Source organism: Winogradskyella costae (assembly GCF_013403865.1).
Classification (GTDB): domain Bacteria; phylum Bacteroidota; class Bacteroidia; order Flavobacteriales; family Flavobacteriaceae; genus Winogradskyella; species Winogradskyella costae.
This window is the reverse complement of record NZ_JABFDK010000036.1, coordinates 1-1,161: the sequence shown is the minus strand read 5'-3', so window position 1 is coordinate 1,161 and position 1,161 is coordinate 1. Positions and strand designations below refer to the sequence as shown.

The 1,161-nt window shown below is 30.2% G+C and carries 1 protein-coding gene; it reads right to left on the bottom strand.

All coding sequences use genetic code 11. The features are described 5' to 3' along the window. Nucleotides 1–96: 96 nt before the first annotated feature. The gene (locus HM986_RS17570; protein WP_179336346.1) at nt 97–714 is read right to left on the bottom strand and encodes a hypothetical protein; all 618 of its coding nucleotides are present in this window, start codon (nt 712–714) and stop codon (nt 97–99) included. Nucleotides 715–1,161: the final 447 nt, after the last annotated feature.

Genomic DNA, 1,161 nt, shown 5'->3' with positions numbered 1-1,161 from the left:
TATGATGGAAATTATAAAAGTACTTTAGTGAAAAATTAATGAGTTTTTACTTGTTTTTCACCACAGTACTTTGTTGTGCGTAGTGCTTTTTTCTATTTAAGGACTTATATATAAATAAATATCGGTTAGTATTACCCATTCTCCATCAATCTTTTCGAACACAATTACATGTTCACTTTTACAAAGTCCAAATTTCCCGCAATCCATCCAATAATAGAGTGTAGCATAATTTCCAACGTATTTAATTTTTGATAATCCAAAAGCAAGACTATGCTTAAATTTCCTTTTTATTTTTCTCCAACGTTTATCATAATATTTTGTTGATTTATCTAATAACTCATTAAATAAGTCGGATGACAATGAATGAACTTCTAATGATTTTATATTTAGTGAATCTGAATTTATTTTAGGATGATTTGTAAACGTTGAATCCAAGTCTGGTAGAGCATCAAAAAATTCTTTATTCTTTACGCCTTTCATATTTTTTAACATCAGGTGGTCTTCATTAAATTCAAAGTCCAGTTTTTCTATTACGACTGCTACTTTAAAAGGTTTCATTCGACCATCTCCCATATTTGCGAATTCAATGTCAGAATCAAAACTTTTAATTCCAAAATCAATAGTTTTTGAGAATATGTCATAATCATCTTTTGTGCTTTGCCCAAAGACGGTAAAACAACTGAAATAGATAATATATATGATGATTGTTCGCATTGTGTACAACGTTGTTGTGTATGGTTAGTTGCGTGGTTCAGCAACTAAGTTAGCAAACTTTTACGAACCCGTGAATATTCCGCAGGAATATTCGCAAGTAGGGAAGAACCTAGCAATTAATTATACACGGCTTAAGTTTACAATTCATTAAATTTAAGGATAAATCAGAAAAGACAAAAGAGAGGAGTAAGGTTAATATACACTCAGAAGCTTAAGACTTCGTCAACATTGAAAATCCCCTCTCTTTTCTACACAGATTTCGTACAGTTCTATGAGGCTTTAAGACCTCGATTTTAAGTCGTTGAAACTCGGGTAGATTGTCCTTTCAAAAAAAACATTTTCTTATGAATAAAGATATTAAATATTTTGGAATTGACATTAGTCATTTAGTTTTCGATGTCACCGATTCTGATGGTAATTATTATCAGTTTAAAAACAATGAATTTG

What these genes read in the sequence shown, in the direction of transcription:
- HM986_RS17570 (WP_179336346.1), bottom strand. Translation starts at nt 714, where the DNA reads ATGCGAACAATCATCATATATATTATCTATTTCAGTTGTTTTACCGTC.